Genomic DNA, 16658 nt, shown 5'->3' on the forward strand with positions numbered 1-16658 from the left:
CCTCACCCTTTGTTACGGCATCACGACGGAAGGCGGTGCCTCCAGGGTGGCGCCTGGGACGGTCTGGACCCGGCGGAGCTCGCGGCAGCGGTGTCGACCGTCGTCTTCGAGGCCCGGCGCGAGGAGCTGTCCGCCGGGCGCCCCGTGCCGGGCGGGCCCCAGGGCCGCCTCGCTCGGGCGCTCGACGCGACGGTGCGCCAGTGGTCCGAGCTGACGGACCTGGAGGCGCAGCACGGGCTGACGGCGACCCGTCCCGTTGACCTCGGCCTCGTCGATCCGGTGCACCGGTGGGCCAGCGGCCGTTCCCTGTCGCACGTCCTGGCCGGGACGGACCTCGCGGCCGGGGACTTCGTGCGGTGGTGCAAGCAGGTCATCGACCTGCTCGACCAGGTGGCGCAGGCGGCGGGGTCGCCGGCCACGCGCGGGACCGCCCACCGTGCGGTCGAGAAGCTGCGCCGCGGCGTCGTCGCCTACAGCTCGGTCTAGGGCCGCCCCGGACGGTCGTGATCATGCCGGTCACGCTGCGCTACGGTCGCCTCGTGCGCTCGATCCTGTTCCACAACGGCGTGATCCACTCCCGCACGGATCCGTTCGCCCAGGCGGTGCTCGTCGCCGACGGGCAGATCGCGTGGCTCGGCGGCGAGGACTCGCTGCACGCCGTGCTCGACGGCGCCGACGAGGTGGTTGACCTCGACGGGGCACTGGTCGCCCCGGCGTTCGTCGACGCGCACGCCCACCTCCTGGAGACGGGCTTCGCCCTCGTCGGTCTCGACCTGGGTCCCACGCCCTCCCTGGTCGCGGCGCTCGACGTGCTCGCCGGCGCGGCGCGGGACGCCAGGGCGGCCGGTGCTCTCGGTCCGCTGCTGGGGCACGGCTGGGACGAGACCCGGTGGCCCGAGGGTCGGCCACCCACCCGCGCCGAGGTCGACCGGGCCACCGGCGGCGCGCCCGTGCACCTCGAGCGGTACGACGGGCACGGCGCCGTCGTCTCGACGGCGTTCGCCGAGATCGCAGACTGCACGAACCTGCCCGGCTGGACCGCCGACGGCTGGGTGACGGGGGCTGCGCACCGGCGCGCCCGCGCGGCGGCCCGGCACGTCAACCCCGCCCGGCGCGACGAGCTCCACCGGTCGGCCCTGGCCGCGGCCGCCGCCGCCGGGATCGTCAGCGTGCACGAGCACGCGGCGGCCTCCTCGCCGGCCGCGCCCGCTGCCGATCTCGCCGACCTCGCCGCGCTGCTGGCGGCCACCGCAGAGCCCCGCTCGGGCCTGCCGGGCGTGCTGGGCTACTGGTCAGCCCCCTGCGAGACCTCGGACGACGCCCGGGCGCTCCTCGACGCCGTCCCGGGGCTCGCCGGCATCGGCGCGGACGTCGACGGCTCGCTCGGCTCCCGGACGGCTGGGCTGCGCCACCCCTACGCCGATGCGCCGACCACCGGGGAGCTCGCCCTCACGGCGGAGCAGGTCGCCAACCACGTCGCCTCGGTGACGCGGGCCGGCAGCAGGGCCGTGCTCCACGTCACCGGGGACCGCGCGCTGGACGAGACGCTCGTCGGGCTGCGGGTCGCCGCCGGGGTCGAGGGGATCGCCGCGGTGCGCGCGGCGGGGCACCGCCTCGAGAACCTCGCCATGGTCGATGCCTCGGCCCTGGCGACGATCGTCCTGCTGGGGCTCGCGGCAGGCGTCCAGCCCGCGCTGGCCGCGCGCGGGGCCGTGCCGGGCGGCGAGCACCTGCGACGGCTCGGGCCGGCGAGGGCGGCCTCGGTGGCGCCCTGGGCCGACCTCGCGGGCGCCGGCGTGCCGCTGGCGGTCGGCTCGGGCTCGCCGGCCGGGCCGTTCGACCCGTGGGCCGCGATCCGTGCAGCGATCGAGCACGAGGACCCGAGCCAGCGGATCTCGGCCAGGGCCGCCTTCCGCGCGCACACGCGCGGTGGGTGGCGCGTCGCGGGTCTGGACGCGACCGGTGCGGGCGAGATCCGCCTCGGCGCCCCGGCCGACCTGGCCGTCTGGCGCACCGGGCCGCTCGGGGTCCAGGCACCCGACGGACGCCTCGCCGCCTGGAGCACGGACCCCCGGGCTGGCACCCCGCTGCTGCCCGAGCTGGGTGCCGGGCTGCCCGCCCCGCAGTGCGTGCAGACCCTGCGCGCCGGTGTCGTCGTGCATGACCGGCTCGGCTGACGACACGCCGGGCCGACACGCCGCCCGTGGCGGTTGTCACCTCGCCGGACACGGGGCGCTTGACCTGCGGGTATGGCTCTGACCTGCGACGATGTCGCCTTGACTCGGCCATGACAGCCGATAGGTTGTGCGATGTTCCTCGCCGGCGCGGGGTGCCGGGGGCCTCGGTCCACCGCCGCACCCGTCGCGCGAAGGGCGTCGGCTTGGCCCGCGCGTTCAGTAGACAACGGACGAGAGATCGTTCGGTCCGAAGGCCGCGCGGGCCAGTCGACGGGACAGCCGGTTACCCTGAGCGCGTGCCTCTTCCCGCGCCCCGCCGGGCGACCACCCTCGCGCTCGCGCTCCTCGGCGGGCTGCTGACGGACGTCGCGGCACCCGGCCTCGCGTGGTGGCCGGCGGCCTACCTGGGTGTGGCGGCCCTCGTGCTCGCCATGGGACGGGACAGCGCCCGCTGGAACGCGCTGGTCGGCCTCGTCTTCGGGCTGGCGTTCTTCATCCCGCACCTCACCTGGGCCGGGGGAGCCGTCGGGCCGGTGCCGTGGATCGCCCTGTCGATCCTCGAGGCCGGCTCGGTCGCGCTGGTCGGCGCGGCCTGGACGTGGGTGCGTCGTGGACCGTTGCCCGCGACGACGGCGTGGCAGGTCCCCGCGCTGGCGGTGCTGTGGGTGGGCGCAGAGGAGGCCCGCTCGGTGCTGCCGTTCGGCGGGTTCCCCTGGGGTCGGATCGCGTTCTCGCAGGCGGACTCGCCCCTCGCGCACTGGGCGTGGCTGGGCGGCGCGCCGCTCGTCTCCGGGCTCGTCGTCGTGGTGGGCGCGCTGCTCGCGGTGGCGTTGAGCCGGCTGCGCCACGCGCCACGTGCCGCGGGGGCGCCGGCACTCGTTGCCGGGCTCGTGCTGCTCAGCGGGCTGGTGGTGCCGCTCGACACCGGGGCCCAGGCCGGTGAGCTCGAGGTCGCCGCAGTGCAGGGCAACGTCCCGGACCGCGGGCTGGACTCGTTCGACCAGGCCCGCGAGGTGCTCGACAACCACCTCGACGGCACCTGGGCGCTGCTGGACCGTGTGGCGCCGGGCGACCTCGACCTCGTCCTGTGGCCGGAGAACGGCTCGGACATCGACCCGCGCGAGGACGCCGTCGCCGGCGCCGCGATCGCGGCCGCCGCCCGCGCGCTCGAGGCCCCCATCCTCGTCGGGACGCTCGAGTACCCGGCGACCGGCGGGCGGCTCAACCTGTCCCTGCTGTGGGACCCCGTGCTGGGACCGGTCGACACCTACGCCAAGCAGCACCCTGCACCGTTCGCCGAGTACGTGCCGATGCGCTCCATCGCCCGGGTGTTCTCCGACGAGGTCGACCGCGTGCGCACGGACATGGTCCCGGGCACCGAGGTGGGCCTCGTCCACCTGGACTCGGACCGGCTCGGCCGCGTCGTGGGGATCGGGGACGTCATCTGCTTCGAGGTCGCGTACGACGACCTCGTCCGGGACGCCGTCGCGGCGGGCGGCGAGGTCCTCGTGGTGCAGACCAACAACGCGACCTTCGGGCGCACGGACGAGTCCACCCAGCAGCTGGCCATGTCACGGCTGCGGGCGATCGAGCACGGCCGCGCCACCGTCCAGATCTCCACCGTGGGAGTCAGTGCCGTCATCTCGCCGTCCGGCGAGGTGCTCGAGCGCACCGACCTGTTCACCGCGGAGCAGATGGTCGCGAGCCTGCCGCTGCGCACCGGTCTGACGCCCGCGACCCGCTGGGGCGACCTGCTGAGCTGGACGCTCCGCGGGCTGGCCGTCGCGCTCACCGCCGCGGCCGTCCTCACCGCCAGCACCCGCCGGCCCGTACGAGAGGTCACCCCGGTCGATGTCCGCAGCTGATCCGACGGGGGCGTCGGCGTCCGCCGTCCCCGGACCCCTCGACCCCCTCGGCCCCACGGTCGTGGTCATCCCCACCTACGACGAGGCCGACACGCTGCCCAGCACCCTGGCGAGGCTGCGCACCGCCGTGCCGTGGGCGGACGTGCTCGTCGTCGACGACGGGAGCCCCGACGGCACGGGCGACGTCGCCGAGGCCATCGCACGCGCCGACCGTGCGGTGCACGTGCTGCACCGCACCGGCAAGCTCGGGCTCGGCTCCGCCTACATCGCGGGTTTCCGGTGGGCGCTCGAGCGCGGGTACGGCGTCGTCGTCGAGATGGACGCCGACGGCTCGCACCAGCCCGAGGAGCTCCCACTGCTGCTCGACGCGCTGGTGCACGCCGGCGGCGCCGACCTCGTGCTGGGCTCGCGCTGGGTGCCGGGTGGCCGGGTGGCCAACTGGCCGCGGTACCGCGAGCTGCTCTCGCGCGGGGGCAACACCTACACGCGGCTCGCCACGGGGCTGCCGCTGCGCGACGCGACGGCGGGGTTCCGGGCCTACCGTGCCACCGCGCTCCAGGGGCTCGACCTGGGCGCCGTGGCCTCGCAGGGCTACTGCTTCCAGGTGGACATGGCGCTGCGGGTGCACGACACCGGGGGAGTGGTGCGTGAGGTCCCGGTGCTCTTCGTCGAGCGCACGCAGGGGCGGTCGAAGATGAGCCGGCAGATCGTCGCCGAGGCGCTCGTGCGCGTCACGGCCTGGGGCGCGGTGCGCCGATCGGCCCAGGCGTCCGCCTGGGTGCGCACGACGACGGCCGCCGCCCGTGGGCGACGGCCGTGACGTCCTGACGCTACCGGGGCGCGTCAGGCGGAGCGGCGGAGCTTGCCTGCCCTCAGGAGCTCCAGCCGCTCGGTGAGCAGCTCCTCGAGCTCGCCGACGGTCCGGCGCTCGAGGAGCATGTCCCAGTGCGTGCGCGGGGGCTTGCCGCCCTTGGGCTCGGGACGGTCCGCGTCCCGCAGGATCGCCTCCTTGCCGCAGCGGCACTCCCACAGGACGGGGACGTCGGCCTCGGTCGAGAAGGGCAGGACGATCGTGTGGCCGTCCGGGCAGTCGTAGTGAGCCTGGAGCCGGGGGGCGAACTCCACGCCCTGGTCGGACTCCATGCTGTGGGCACCGATGCGCATGCCGCGCAGTGATCGGTCAGCCATCGTGTGACCTCCGTTGTGGCCGAGTGTCCGGGGCGGGTTGCGCCGACGGACGTCTGTCGTGCTTGCCTGCTCAACGCCCCCGGCGGGGGTGGTGTTCCGGCTCGGACGTGAAGGTCCGGTGAACATGCCTGGTCCACGGGTGCGGCCGGCGGGGGAGTCGCGGCACCTCAGCGGGCGGCGGAGCCCTGGTCGCACACCTGTTCGAGCGCCTCGACGACGAGCTCGTGGTCGAGGCGCTCGGAGAGCCCCGAGACGGTGACCGTCCCGACGGGCCCGACGCCGCGGACCGTCACCGGGAAGCACCCGCCGGCGGCCGCGTACTCGAGGGCGCTGACGGCGGCCATCTCCTCGAACGGACGTCCCGCGGCCGTGGCGAGGAGGCTCAGCACGTAGGACGGCTTGCCGAACCGGTCGACCGCGCGGACCTTGCGCTCGATCCACCGGTCGTTGTCCGGGACGGTCCCCGGCAGCGCGGCGTGGAAGAGCTGGTGGCCGTGGCGTCGGACGTCCACGGTGATCGGCAGGCCGCGCTCGCGGCCCAGCTCGACGATCAGGCACCCCAGCGCCCAGGCGTCGTCGTTGTCGAAGTGGTCGAGCACCAGGCGCTGCTGCTGCGCCGTGACCTCGGCGATGAGGCGGTCGGTGTCGGACGTCATGCGGGCCTCCGGTCTGCGGAACCCCAGCCTGCCGCATCACGGCCCGGTGCGCCCCCGAGACCGGCGCCGCGTGAGCGGCGACCGTCCGGACGGTCCGAGCCCGCTCCGGCCGTGCCTCAGACGTCGCCGCCGCCGCTGCCGTCGTCGTCGCCGTCATCGACGCCCAGGCACGTGATCGCGTGGCTGATGTCCTTGCCGTTGGCCGGCGCGTAGACCGCCGCGGGGTCGCTCGAGGCCGGCAGGACGGTGTGCTGGGTACCCGCCTTGAGGATCACCTGGGTCCAGGCGTAGCCGTCGGGCGCCGCGGGCAGCACGAGCGCGGCCACGCCGTCGGCGTACTCGGCCTTGGTGCACGTCACGCCGGGCGACTCCCAGGCGGACGCCTGGTGGAGCGCTGGGTCGACGCCGTGGCCACCGGCGGCGGCGGGGCCCGCGAGCCCGACCAGGGCGAGACCGAGGGTGACCGTGAGGGTGCTGGACAGGCGGGACATGAAGGAAGGTCCTCTCGCAGGGACGTCGTCGTCGGTGGGCTGCGCGGCAGCGTGCGTGCCACAGGCACCTCATCGGACGCCGCGCATGCCGCGGGAGGAGCGGGTGAGGCGTTCACCCGAACAGCCCAGTGCCTGGGCCGTGGTCCGTGCCGGTCGCACGCCGATAAGAGACATTATGTCAATTCAGCCCCGACGGAGTCGTGCCCGCGCCCACCGTGCCCCGACCCCCGTAGGCTGGAGCGATGCCGACCCCTCCTCCGCCCGCTGACGACTCCGAGCCGATCGGGGGGCCCGTGACCGACCGGTGGTGGTGGCCCGGCGGCCTGCGACTGGTCGGCGGCGGCGGCATCGTGGCGTACCAGGTCCCCGTGCTGCCGGACGAAGCGATCTTCCTCAACTGGGTGATGGTCCTCATCGGCGTCGGGATCGCCGCCTGGGGCCTGCAGCGCCTCTGGCAGGACTACGCCATCAGACGGGCCTCGATCGCCGACCGGAGCACGCCGGGCGACGTCGTCCCGCAGGATCTCCCCACGGGCCCGGACGAGGGCACGCCCCCGGCGTGAGCGGGACGCCCGCCTGCGCCGTCAGGTGAGGCCGGCGTCCGAGCGCAGCGCGTCCGCGATCTCCTCCTCCGGACGCGGCGGCACGCTCTCGTCCACCTCGAGGTGCGGGACCTCGATCTCGGCACCGACATGGCCGTGCGGATCGGGGTGCGCGGCGGTCTGCGGATCCTGCTCCGGTGCGGTCATGGCACCTCCTGTCCGGTGCCAAGGCTACGCCGGGCCGCCCCGCAGGGGCAGCCCCCGGGGGCCGGGTCAGCCGAGGTCGATCCCCTCGCCGACGCCCAGGCGCCGGTAGGTCCGCGCTCCCCCGAGGCCGCCGACGATGCGGTCGGCCAGGACGCACCCTGCGTCGCTGAGCACGGCGTCATGGATGGGCACCACGGTGCCGGGACGCACCCGGCGCACCAGGTCGATGGTCTCGCCGAGCTTCAGCCACGGCGCTCCTACGGGCGCGAGGAGCACGTCGACGTCCGTCACCGGTGCCTCGAGGCTGTCGCCCGGGTGGTAGACGCCCGCGAGCACGTACCCGACGTTGGCGACCCGGGGGACGTCGGGGTGGATGAGCGCGTGCAGCTCCCCCACCACCGAGACCGGCAGCCCGTCGACGTCGAGCGCGTCCCCGCCACGGACCGTGCGGAGCCGGTCGGCCGGCGCCCCGGCGGCGACGAGCAGCCCCACCACCGGCGCCGGCGCCCAGACCCGGAGGTCAGGGCCGCTGCCCAGGGCACCGACCACGGCCTCGACCGCGACGTGATCGGCATGCTCGTGGGTGACGAGGACCGCTGCCGCACCCGCCAGGGCGCCCGCGACGTCGCTCCAGCCACCGGGGTCGACGACCACCCGACCCCCGGGATGCTCGACGCGCACGCAGGAGTGTCCCCAGAAGGTCAGGCGCATGCGAGTGTGCCGCAGCGCTCAGCCGACGACCAGGACAAGGTCCCCGCCCTCGAGCTGCTGGACCGCGCCGATCGCCAGGCGCTGGACGGTGCCGGCGATCGGGGTGGTGATCGCAGCCTCCATCTTCATCGCCTCGATGGTCGCGACCGTCTGGCCGATCTCGACCCGCTGCCCCTCCTGGACCATCGGCGTGACGGCACCGGCGAAGGGCGCGGCGATCTGGCCAGGGGTGCCCGGGTCGGCCTTCTCTGCCAGCACGAGGTCGACCTCGACGGAGCGGTCGCGCACGGGCAGCGGGCGCAGCTGGCCGTTGAGCGTGAACATCACCGTGCGCATGCCGCGCTGGTCCGGGTCCCCCACGCCCTCCATCCCGACGAGGAGCCCGACACCGCGGTCGAGGTGGATCGAGACCTCGGTGTCCTTGCGCATGCCGTACAGGTACGTCGCCGTGTCGAGCACGCTGACGTCGCCGTACTGCGCGCGGACCTGCTCCAGGTCCTTGGTTGGCCCCGGGAACAGCAGGTGGTTGAGGCGGTCGCGGCGCGTCGCGGAGTCGCCTGCGAGGTCCAGCCGGTCCTGCTCGGTCAGGGGCGTGGTGCGCCGGCGCGGGGTACGGCCCGCCAGCGCGCGCGTGCGGAACGGCTCGGGCCACCCGCCGGGCGGGTCGCCGAGCTCTCCGCCGAGGAAGCCGATGACGGAGTCGGGGATGTCGTACTCCGCCGGCTCGGCGGCGAAGTGCGCGGGGTCCGCGCCGCGGGCGACGAGGTGCAGGGCGAGGTCGCCCACCACCTTGCTCGACGGCGTGACCTTGACCAGCCGGCCGAGCAGGCGGTCCGCCGAGGCGTACATCGCCTCGATCTGCTCGAACCGGTCCCCCAGGCCCAGCGCGATCGCCTGCTGGCGCAGGTTGGACAGCTGACCCCCGGGGATCTCGTGGTCGTAGACCCGGCCCGTGGGGCCCGGCAGCCCGGACTCGAACGGCTTGTAGACGCGCCGCACGGCCTCCCAGTACGGCTCGAGGTCGCACACGGCCCGCAGGCTCAGGCCGGTGTCCCGCTCGGTGTGCTCGAGCGCCGCGACGAGCGCGGACATCGGCGGCTGGCTGGTCGTGCCCGCCATCGCGGCGCTCGCGACGTCCACCGCGTCCACGCCGGCGTCGACGGCCGCCATGAGGGTGGCCAGCTGGCCGCCCGCGGTGTCGTGCGTGTGCAGGTGCACGGGCAGGTCGAACCGCTCGCGCAGGGCCGTCACGAGGGTGCGCGCCGCGGTGGGGCGCAGCAGCCCGGCCATGTCCTTGATCGCGAGCACGTGCGCCCCCGCGGCGACGATCCGGTCCGCCAGACGCAGGTAGTAGTCGAGGGTGTAGAGGTCCTCGCCCGGGTCGGTGAGGTTGCCGGTGTAGCACAGCGCGACCTCGGCCAGCGCCGTGCCCGTCTCGCGGACGGCCTCGATCGCCGGTCGCATCTGCTCCACGTCGTTGAGCGCGTCGAAGATCCGGAAGATGTCGATCCCCGTGGCCGTCGCCTCGCGGACGAAGGCCTGGGTCACCTCGGTGGGGTACGGCGTGTAGCCCACGGTGTTGCGGCCCCGCAGCAGCATCTGCAGCGCGACGTTGGGCAGCACCTGGCGCATCGAGGCGAGCCGGTCCCACGGGTCCTCGCCGAGGAATCGGAGCGCGACGTCGTACGTCGCACCTCCCCATGCCTCGACGCTCAGCAGCTCTGGCGTCATCCGTGCGACGTACGGCGCTGCTGTGACCAGGTCGTAGGTGCGGACCCGGGTGGCCAGGAGCGACTGGTGCGCGTCGCGGAAGGTCGTGTCCGTCACGCCGACGGCGACCTGCTCGCGCAGCGACCGCGCGAAGCCCTCGGGGCCGAGCTCGAGGAGCCGCTGGCGGCTGCCCGCCGGCGCGGGGCCGCTGACGTCGAAGGTCGGCAGCTTGCGCTGGGGCTCGAGCACACCCACCGGGGAGCCGTGCGGTCGGTTGACCGTGACGTCCCCGAGGAAGTGCAGCAGCTTGGTGCCGCGGTCGGCGCTCTCCTTCGCAGCCAGCAGCGCAGGGCGCTCCTCGATGAACGACGTCGACAGGTCCCCCGCGACGAACTGCGGGTCCGCGAGGACGGCCTGGAGGAAGGGGATGTTGGTCCGGATGCCGCGGATGCGGAACTCGGCCAGCGCGCGCCGGGCCCGGCGCACCGCCGTCGGGAAGTCGCGCCCGCGGCAGGTGAGCTTGACGAGCATCGAGTCGAAGTGGCCGCTGATCTCGGCGCCGGCCGTGGCGGTCGCGCCGTCGAGGCGCACCCCCGCACCGCCCGGCGAGCGGTAGGCGACGACCCGGCCCGTGTCGGGGCGGAACCCGTTGGCCGGGTCCTCGGTGGTGATCCGGCACTGCAGGGCGAAGCCGTTGACCCGGACGGTCTCCTGGCGGATGCCCAGGCTCGCCAGCGTCTCCCCCGCGGCGATCCGCATCTGCGAGGACACGAGGTCGATGTCGGTGACCTCCTCGGTCACCGTGTGCTCGACCTGGATCCGCGGGTTCATCTCGATGAAGACGTGCTGGCCCGCCCGCTCCCCCTCGGTCGCGAGGAGGAACTCCACCGTCCCCGCGTTGACATAACCGATGCTCCTGGCGAACGCGACGGCGTCACGGCACAGCGCGTCCCGGATCGCCGGGTCGAGGTTGGGCGCCGGGGCGATCTCGATGACCTTCTGGTGACGGCGCTGCACCGAGCAGTCCCGCTCGAACAGGTGCACCACGTCGCCCGTGGCGTCCGCGAGGATCTGCACCTCGATGTGGCGCGGCCGCAGCACGGCCTGCTCGAGGAACACCGTGGGGTCGCCGAAAGCGCTGTCGGCCTCGCGCATCGCCGCGGCCAGGGCCCCGGGCAGCTCGGCCGGGGTGTCGACCTTGCGCATCCCCCGCCCGCCGCCGCCGGCGACGGCCTTGACGAACAACGGGAAGCCGACGGCCGCCGCCGCGGCGATGATCTCGTCCGGGTCGGCGGACGGCTCGCTCGAGGCGAGCACCGGGATCCCGGCGGCCTTCGCCGCGCGCAGCGCCGTGACCTTGTTGCCCGCCATGTCCAGCACGGCGGCCGGCGGGCCGATGAAGGTGATCCCGGCCTCCTCGCACGCGAGCGCCAGCGCCGGGTTCTCCGAGAGGAAGCCGTACCCGGGGTAGATCGCGTCGGCACCCGACTGCTGCGCCACCCGGATGATCTCGGCGATGTCGAGGTAGGCGCGCACCGGGTGGCCGGGCGTCCCGATGGGGTACGCCTCGTCGGCCTTGAGCCGGTGCTCCGAGTTGCGGTCCTCGTGCGGGAAGACGGCCACCGTCCGCGCGCCGAGCTCGTAGGCGGCACGGAAGCCACGTACGGCGATCTCAGCACGGTTCGCGACGAGCACCTTGGAGAACACGACTCACCTCATCCACGACGCGGGAACCGTTGACCGGCCCGGAAGGAGAACCGTAGCCCGAACGGCCGCGCATGGGACGAACGTCCGCGGGGCGGACGCCATCGGAGTCGTGGAGAACGTCAGCCCGCGGTGCGGGTGCGGCGCCTGCGGGCGAGCTCGTCGTCCGCGGTGACGTGCGGCGCGTCGTCGTCCGCGCGCACGGACGGCAGGGCGGCGAGGCTGCCCTCGACCTCGCGCCACACCCGCCCGACGGCGATGCCGAAGACCCCCTGGCCACCCTGGACGAGGTCGATGACCTCGTCGGCCGACGTGCACTCGTACACCGATGCGCCGTCGCTCATGAGCGTGATCTGCGCGAGGTCGTCGACACCGCGCTCGCGCAGGTGGCTCACGGCCGTGCGGATCTGCTGCAGCGAGACCCCGGTGTCGAGCAGGCGTTTGACGACCTTGAGCACGAGGATGTCGCGGAACGAGTAGAGCCGCTGCGTCCCGGACCCCGTGGCCGGTCGGATGGTGGGCTCGACCAGGCCGGTGCGGGCCCAGTAGTCGAGCTGCCGGTAGGTGATCCCTGCCGCACGGCAGGCCGTCGGGCCGCGGTAGCCGGTGGTGGTGTCGAGATCAGGGAGCTCGTCGCCGAAGAGCAGGCCCTGGGCCCGCTGCGGGATCCCGGGACGATCCAGCTGTTCCCCGGTCCCGTTCACCGGCAACTCCCCTCGGTCGATCCGCACTGCTGCTCCGCACCTGCGGGGGCCATGGATTCACTGGTCACGCTAGGCCCGTGGTCGTGGCGCGTCAACGACGCCACGCGGTACCCGCGCTTCGGCGTGTCGCACCGGTGTGTCTCATCCTCCACCTGAAGGTCACCCCGTCCCCGGCGGGGCGCCGGGGTCCTGTCCGCGGACGAAGTCCTCGGGGTCGACGGCGTCGAGGAAGGCCCGGAACTCGGCCACCTGCTCCTCCGGCGTGTGCTCTTGGACGGGCAGCCCCGCCTCCTCGAGCACGCCGGGGACGCATCGCACCGGGCAGCCCACCCGGACGGCTGTCGCGATGGCGTCGGACGCGCGCGAGTCCACCCGCGCGCCGTCCGCCAGCACGAGCGCGGCGTGGAAGACGCCGTCGAGCAGAGCCGTGACCTCGACGTGGGACAGGCGAACGCCGCACGCCTCCAGCACCGAGACGAGCAGGTCGTGGGTCATCGGGCGCGGTGAGCGCAGCCCGGCATGGCCCGCCGCGATGGCGGCACCCTCGACGGGCCCGACCACCACCGGCAGCAGCCGCCGGCCCTCGACGTCGAGCAGCAGCACCACCACCTGGTCGGGGTCGGACTGCCGACGTACCCCGAGGACCTCGAGCTCGACCAGGTCACCGCTCATGGCCCCACGCTACGTCGCGACGGGCCGGTGCCGCAGCCCGAACCGGGCGGGACGTCAGGACGTCAGGCCGGCGACGCCGGCGCGGACGAGAGCCGTGTGCAGGGTGCCGCACAGCTCGCCCACCTCCGCCGCGACGCTCGCGGCGTGCGCCTGGTGGGCCTGGACGGCACCGGTCCGGTGCCCGCGCAGCGGGGCGACGATCTGCTCGACGACGGAGACCTGACGGTCGGCCGCCGCACGGAACGAGCGCAGGTGCCGGGCCTCGACACCGTGCTCGGCCAGCGCCGCCGCCGCGAGCACGACGTCGTACGCCCAGGGGTCGAGGTGACCCGTGGGACCGGGGGTCAGCACGCCGGCCTCGACGAGATCTGCGACGAAGCCCGGCTCGACGTGGGCGGCCTCGGCCACCGCCTGCACCGACAACCGGCCGGCCAGCGCCGCGCCCGTACGCTCGCCGTCGGCCGCCGCGAGGCGCGGGGTGAGGAGCTCGGCCGCCTGTCCGCGGTCCAGGGCCGCGAGCTGCTCCCCGATCACCTTGAGGGGCAGATAGCTGTCGCGCTGCTGACGCAGGACGTAGCGCAGCCGTTCGACGTCGGCCCGGCTGTACTGCCGGTACCCGCCGGTGGTGCGGCGCGGCTCGACGAGGCCGTGCTCCTCGAGGAAGCGCAGCTTCGACGGCGTCAGGGTCGGGAAGTCGCCGCCCAGCTCCGCCAGGACGTCCGAGATCCGCATGCTCGGCTCGCGCGAGACGCCGTGCGGCCACGGCTCGACCAGCTGGGGGCGCGTCTCCTGCCCGACGTCGTGCCCCGGTCCCCGCCGGCCCTCGTGCGGCGACGCGCTGCGCGCGGTGGGGCTCACTGTCCCCGGTCCGCTGCCGCCGCGGCCGCACCGCGAGCCGGGCTGGGGTGGAACGTCATCCGGAACTTGCCGATCTGGACCTCGTCACCCGCACGGAGCAGCGCCCGTTCGATCCGCACGCGGTTGACGTAGGTGCCGTTGAGGGAGCCGACGTCACGCACGACGAAGCCCTCGACGTCCCTGAGGAACTCGACGTGCTTGCGCGAGACCGTCACGTCGTCGAGGAAGATGTCCGCGTCCGTCGCGCGGCCCGCCGTGGTGCGGTCGGCGTCGAGCAGGAACCGCGCGCCCGCGCTGGGCCCGCGCTGCATGAGCAGCAGGGCAGAGGTGGGCGGCAGGGCCGCCACCGCGGCGTGCTCCTCGGGGCCGAGGGGCCCGCCGGCGTCGACGTCTGCGGGGGGCACCTCACCGAAGGTGACGGTCGTGTCGGCCGAGAACCGCTGGTGCTCGGCGGGCTCGCGCTCGCTCATCGTTCCTCCTGCGGGACGTCCGGACCGGGATGCTCCCCTCACCCTATGCGGCCCGGCGCCGCACCGGCAGCCCGCACGTGGCGTTCAGCCGCCTTCCGGGACCGGGACGGGGGTGGCGAACCGTGGAGCGTCGATCTCCCGGACCGCCGTGACCTCGACGAGCTCGCTCGGGGACAGGTCAGCCGTGCCCGTCGCGTTGCGCACGGCGGCCAGGGCGCCACCCGGCATCTCGAGCGCCGGCGTGATGGTGTCGGGGTCGCCGATCGCGAGCCAGCGGTAGGGCGCGGTGAGCTCCGTGCCGTCGATCTCCACGCCGTCCGCCGTGTCGGCGATGTAGCTCGACGCGGTGATCCGTAGGTCGCCGATCTGGATCGCCTCCGCGCCGGCGTTGCGCAGCTCCTCGAGGATGTTGAGCAGCACGAAGGCCGGGATCCGCTCGTCGGGCTCACGGACGACGAGCTCGACGCCGGTCCCCTCGGCCGGGACACGACCCGCGAGGATGCCCTGCTCCTCGGCACGCGCCGCCGCGGCCTCGCGTGCCGCGCGCTCGGTGTCGCTGCCGGTCATGAGCTCCGTGCGCTGGGCGCGCAGGTCGGCGGCCTGCTGGTCGAGCTCCTCGGTGCGCTGGGTGACCTCGTCGAGGATCCGGACCAGCTCGTCCTGCCGCAGCCCGGACAGGTCGGACGACCTGTTCTGCTGCACCTGGACGACGATCGCGAAGCCGAGCAGCGCGGTGAGCAGACCGGCGAGCAGCTGGGCCCGGGTGGCCCGCGGCGCCAGCGAGCGGCCCAGCTCGCGCCATGCCGACCCCGGACCCTGCTCGTGCTCCGGCGCGGTGGCCGGGTCGCGGTGCTCGCCGCCCACGTCAGGCCTTGAAGAGGTGGCGGCGGATGGCCGCCGCGTTGGAGAAGATCCGGATGCCCAGGACGACCACCACGGCCGTGGACAGCTGCGTGCCGACCCCGAGCTGGTCCCCCAGGAAGACGATGAGCGCCGCGACGACGACGTTGGAGAGGAACGAGACGAGGAAGACGCGGTCGTCGAACGTGCGGTCCAGCAGCGCGCGCAGCCCGCCGAACAGGGCGTCGAGCGCCGCGACGACGGCGATCGGCAGGTACGGCGCGAGGGCAGACGGGACGGTCGGCTCGAGGACGAGCCCGATCACGGCCCCGAGGATGAGCCCGATGACGGCGATCATGGCGTACCTCCCTTCTCGCTCGGCAACGACGATGCCACATCGTCGGCCGGGGCCGCGGCATACCGCAGCGTGGTGCTACCCGCGCCGGGCAGCGTGAGCAGCTCGACGGCCCGCGTGGAGACGGCGATGTCGTAGGTCCCGGACAGCAGGGCGAGGTGGTTGGCGGCGCTCGTGCGCGCGAAGCCCGTCTGCATCGCGCGCACGTCGCCGATCGACTCGACCTCGTACGGGGCGACCAGCGGGGCGAGGTCGACGAGGATCGCCTGGCCGGCACCGCGGATGGCGGACAGGGCCGTCAGCCGGTGGCCGTTGATGGCGATCGCCTCCGCACCGGCGGCCCACAGCCCGTTGGTGACCACCTGCAGGTCGATGTCCTGGACGCGCGAGGCAGGGTCGACGTCGTCCGGGTCGGTCACCGGGGCGTCCTGCAGCTCGATGACCAGTCCGGGCCCCTCGACGGCGACGGCCCCGGACAGCAGCTCTGCCTCGGCGAGCTCGGCGAACAGGGTGGGGTTGGCCTCCGCCAGCGCGTCGGACTGCAGCTGGGCGATCTCGCCGGACACCGCGGCGTTGGCCTCGACGAGCGCCTGCGCCTGGGCCGTGCGGTCCGCGATCTCCGCGGCCAGGAGGTCCCGGGACTGCTGCGCCGAGGACTGCGGCGCGCGCAGGTTGGCGATCGCGCCCGCCGTCGTCAGACCGAGCGTCGCGGCGAGCAGCAGGTGCAGTGCCGACACGCCCCAGCGCTGCGGTCCGCTGCGGTCGACCCGGGGCCGGGCCGCGGCCTCGGCGTAGCCCGGGTCGACCGGGCGCGCGATCACCTCGTTGAGCAGCCCCATCGAGGCGTCCACCGCGCGGGCGGCGTGGCCGCCCCGTGCCGGGCTCACCCGGGTCCGACCGACCGGCGGTGGTCCCGCAGCGCACCGGCGGCCTGTCGCAGGTAGATCACCGCGGCGAACCAGTAGAGGCCGATCCCCCACCACGCGAAGGCCCAGCCGACCACCGCGGCGATGGTGCCGACGGGTCCAGCCCACTGCGCCAGGAGCAGCAGGGGGAAGGCGTACAGCAGCGCGAACGTGCCGGCCTTGCCGACGAAGTGCACCGGCAGCGGGCCGATCCGTGCGGAGAGCAGCACGGCCAGGACCAGCGTGAGCAGGACGTCGCGGCCGACGATCGCCACGAGGAGCCACAGCGGCACGACGTCGCGGATCGTCAGCACCACGAGGGTGACGAGGATGAAGAGGCGGTCCGCCGTCGGGTCGAGCAGCTCGCCGAGGCGGGTCTGCTGGTGCATCGATCGGGCCAGCGTGCCGTCGAGCCAGTCGCTCGCGGCCGAGACGGCCAGGACGACGAGGGCGGCGAGGTCCTGGCCCTGGACCAGCAGGACGGCGAAGACGGGCACCATGAGCAGGCGCACGCTGCTGATGACGTTGGGCAGCGTGAGGATGCGCGAGCGGTCCTGCTCGACGCGCGCGCCGTCGGACCGGGTGCTGCTCACGTTCCGCACC

The 16658-nt window shown here is 74.4% G+C and carries 18 protein-coding genes and 1 pseudogene; 5 read left to right on the forward strand and 14 right to left on the reverse strand.

The genetic code is table 11. The features are described from left to right. The 4 genes and pseudogenes from PKY62_RS02605 to PKY62_RS02620 form a co-directional block, all read left to right on the forward strand. Positions 1–486, forward strand: a pseudogene (locus PKY62_RS02605) (DEAD/DEAH box helicase); the annotation flags it as partial. Positions 487–509: 23 nt separating this feature from the next. After that, positions 510–2177 carry an amidohydrolase gene (locus PKY62_RS02610; RefSeq protein ID WP_324534560.1) on the forward strand — a complete coding sequence of 556 codons (1668 nt, stop codon included), beginning with the start codon at positions 510–512 and terminating at the stop codon, positions 2175–2177. A gap of 296 nt (positions 2178–2473) precedes the next feature. Next, complete coding sequence (gene lnt, locus PKY62_RS02615; protein ID WP_324534562.1) at positions 2474–4042, forward strand: apolipoprotein N-acyltransferase; 1569 nt, start codon at positions 2474–2476, stop codon at positions 4040–4042. After that, a complete protein-coding gene (locus tag PKY62_RS02620; protein WP_324534564.1) occupies positions 4029–4862 on the forward strand; it encodes a polyprenol monophosphomannose synthase in 834 nt (277 codons plus the stop codon). Before lnt ends, PKY62_RS02620 begins: the two co-directional genes overlap by 14 nt. A 23-nt stretch (positions 4863–4885) precedes the next feature. Here the strand turns inward: PKY62_RS02620 and PKY62_RS02625 are convergent, their stop codons facing one another. The 3 genes from PKY62_RS02625 to PKY62_RS02635 form a co-directional block, all read right to left on the reverse strand. Next, positions 4886–5230, reverse strand: a complete 345-nt coding sequence (locus PKY62_RS02625; protein WP_324534566.1) for an RNA polymerase-binding protein RbpA — start codon at positions 5228–5230, stop codon at positions 4886–4888. Positions 5231–5397: 167 nt separating this feature from the next. Continuing rightward, positions 5398–5886, reverse strand: a complete 489-nt coding sequence (locus PKY62_RS02630; protein WP_324534568.1) for a heme-degrading domain-containing protein — start codon at positions 5884–5886, stop codon at positions 5398–5400. Positions 5887–6002: 116 nt separating this feature from the next. Then, complete coding sequence (locus PKY62_RS02635; RefSeq protein ID WP_324534570.1) at positions 6003–6377, reverse strand: hypothetical protein; 375 nt, start codon at positions 6375–6377, stop codon at positions 6003–6005. Between the two features lie 242 nt (positions 6378–6619). On the opposite strand from PKY62_RS02635, the gene PKY62_RS02640 reads away from it, so the two are divergent. Next, positions 6620–6940 carry a hypothetical protein gene (locus tag PKY62_RS02640; protein WP_324534572.1) on the forward strand — a complete coding sequence of 107 codons (321 nt, stop codon included), beginning with the start codon at positions 6620–6622 and terminating at the stop codon, positions 6938–6940. A 21-nt stretch (positions 6941–6961) separates the two neighbouring features. Here the strand turns inward: PKY62_RS02640 and PKY62_RS02645 are convergent, their stop codons facing one another. From PKY62_RS02645 to PKY62_RS02695, 11 genes are all read right to left on the reverse strand, one after another. Beyond that, positions 6962–7126 (reverse strand): hypothetical protein, encoded by a 165-nt coding sequence (locus tag PKY62_RS02645; RefSeq protein ID WP_324534574.1) that lies wholly within the window; start codon positions 7124–7126, stop codon positions 6962–6964. A 66-nt stretch (positions 7127–7192) separates the two neighbouring features. Next, the gene (locus PKY62_RS02650; protein ID WP_324534576.1) at positions 7193–7837 is read right to left on the reverse strand and encodes an MBL fold metallo-hydrolase; all 645 of its coding nucleotides are present in this window, start codon (positions 7835–7837) and stop codon (positions 7193–7195) included. A gap of 18 nt (positions 7838–7855) precedes the next feature. Further along, positions 7856–11254, reverse strand: coding sequence for a pyruvate carboxylase (locus PKY62_RS02655; protein WP_324534578.1), 3399 nt, complete (start codon positions 11252–11254; stop codon positions 7856–7858). Between the two features lie 119 nt (positions 11255–11373). Next, on the reverse strand, positions 11374–11955 hold the full coding sequence (locus PKY62_RS02660) for a MerR family transcriptional regulator (RefSeq protein WP_324534580.1): 582 nt from the start codon (positions 11953–11955) through the stop codon (positions 11374–11376). 159 nt (positions 11956–12114) lie between these two features. Then, positions 12115–12627, reverse strand: coding sequence for a bifunctional nuclease family protein (locus PKY62_RS02665; protein ID WP_324534582.1), 513 nt, complete (start codon positions 12625–12627; stop codon positions 12115–12117). Between the two features lie 54 nt (positions 12628–12681). Further along, a complete protein-coding gene (gene ftsR / locus PKY62_RS02670) occupies positions 12682–13485 on the reverse strand; it encodes a transcriptional regulator FtsR (protein ID WP_324534584.1) in 804 nt (267 codons plus the stop codon). Beyond that, the gene (locus PKY62_RS02675) at positions 13482–13955 is read right to left on the reverse strand and encodes an FHA domain-containing protein (RefSeq protein ID WP_324534585.1); all 474 of its coding nucleotides are present in this window, start codon (positions 13953–13955) and stop codon (positions 13482–13484) included. Before PKY62_RS02675 ends, ftsR begins: the two co-directional genes overlap by 4 nt. A gap of 84 nt (positions 13956–14039) precedes the next feature. Further along, positions 14040–14819, reverse strand: coding sequence for a DUF881 domain-containing protein (locus PKY62_RS02680; protein WP_324534587.1), 780 nt, complete (start codon positions 14817–14819; stop codon positions 14040–14042). A gap of 1 nt (position 14820) precedes the next feature. Beyond that, on the reverse strand, positions 14821–15153 hold the full coding sequence (locus PKY62_RS02685) for a small basic family protein (protein ID WP_324534589.1): 333 nt from the start codon (positions 15151–15153) through the stop codon (positions 14821–14823). Beyond that, the gene (locus tag PKY62_RS02690) at positions 15150–16037 is read right to left on the reverse strand and encodes a DUF881 domain-containing protein (RefSeq protein WP_324534591.1); all 888 of its coding nucleotides are present in this window, start codon (positions 16035–16037) and stop codon (positions 15150–15152) included. The genes PKY62_RS02685 and PKY62_RS02690 overlap by 4 nt, the downstream gene beginning before the upstream one ends. Further along, entirely contained in the window at positions 16034–16648 is a 615-nt protein-coding gene (locus PKY62_RS02695) for a CDP-alcohol phosphatidyltransferase family protein (RefSeq protein WP_324534593.1), read from the reverse strand. Before PKY62_RS02695 ends, PKY62_RS02690 begins: the two co-directional genes overlap by 4 nt. Between the last annotated feature and the right edge of the window lie 10 nt (positions 16649–16658).

Origin of the sequence: Actinotalea sp., from assembly GCF_035443605.1 — a bacterium.
Taxonomy (GTDB): domain Bacteria; phylum Actinomycetota; class Actinomycetes; order Actinomycetales; family Cellulomonadaceae; genus Actinotalea.

Coding starts and splice junctions, on each gene's coding strand:
- PKY62_RS02665 (WP_324534582.1), bottom strand. CDS start 12,627: ATGAGCGGTGACCTGGTCGAGCTCGAGGTCCTCGGGGTACGTCGGCAG.
- PKY62_RS02630 (WP_324534568.1), bottom strand. CDS start 5,886: ATGACGTCCGACACCGACCGCCTCATCGCCGAGGTCACGGCGCAGCAG.
- PKY62_RS02645 (WP_324534574.1), bottom strand. CDS start 7,126: ATGACCGCACCGGAGCAGGATCCGCAGACCGCCGCGCACCCCGATCCG.
- PKY62_RS02610 (WP_324534560.1), top strand. CDS start 510: ATGCCGGTCACGCTGCGCTACGGTCGCCTCGTGCGCTCGATCCTGTTC.
- PKY62_RS02675 (WP_324534585.1), bottom strand. CDS start 13,955: ATGAGCGAGCGCGAGCCCGCCGAGCACCAGCGGTTCTCGGCCGACACG.
- PKY62_RS02620 (WP_324534564.1), top strand. CDS start 4,029: ATGTCCGCAGCTGATCCGACGGGGGCGTCGGCGTCCGCCGTCCCCGGA.
- PKY62_RS02635 (WP_324534570.1), bottom strand. CDS start 6,377: ATGTCCCGCCTGTCCAGCACCCTCACGGTCACCCTCGGTCTCGCCCTG.
- PKY62_RS02625 (WP_324534566.1), bottom strand. CDS start 5,230: ATGGCTGACCGATCACTGCGCGGCATGCGCATCGGTGCCCACAGCATG.
- PKY62_RS02640 (WP_324534572.1), top strand. CDS start 6,620: ATGCCGACCCCTCCTCCGCCCGCTGACGACTCCGAGCCGATCGGGGGG.
- PKY62_RS02685 (WP_324534589.1), bottom strand. CDS start 15,153: ATGATCGCCGTCATCGGGCTCATCCTCGGGGCCGTGATCGGGCTCGTC.
- PKY62_RS02650 (WP_324534576.1), bottom strand. CDS start 7,837: ATGCGCCTGACCTTCTGGGGACACTCCTGCGTGCGCGTCGAGCATCCC.